Here is a 205-nt window from a genome sequence, read left to right on the forward strand (position 1 = left end):
TTTAATGGAATAAACAATCCTTTCACAATATCATCAGGTAATTTCGGTGTAACGCCGTGTTTATATTTTGGTTGATAATGGATATTGTCATAACGATAACCTAAATCAAAAGATAAATAATCAGTTATAACAACATTATCAAAGAGATAGACTGATTTTCCTGTTGTTTTAATGGGTAATAAGTAAGAAAATTCAGGATCAACTC

General features: G+C 28.8%; 1 protein-coding gene. It reads right to left on the reverse strand.

Annotation, left to right across the window (positions count from 1 at the left end):
- Positions 1–205, reverse strand: a 205-nt coding sequence (locus tag HMPREF2813_RS07790; protein WP_148129913.1) for a TonB-dependent receptor, incomplete at both ends; no start/stop codon positions are given.

The organism is Haemophilus sp. HMSC066A11, from assembly GCF_001811665.1.
GTDB classification, from domain to species: Bacteria; Pseudomonadota; Gammaproteobacteria; order Enterobacterales; family Pasteurellaceae; genus Haemophilus; species Haemophilus influenzae.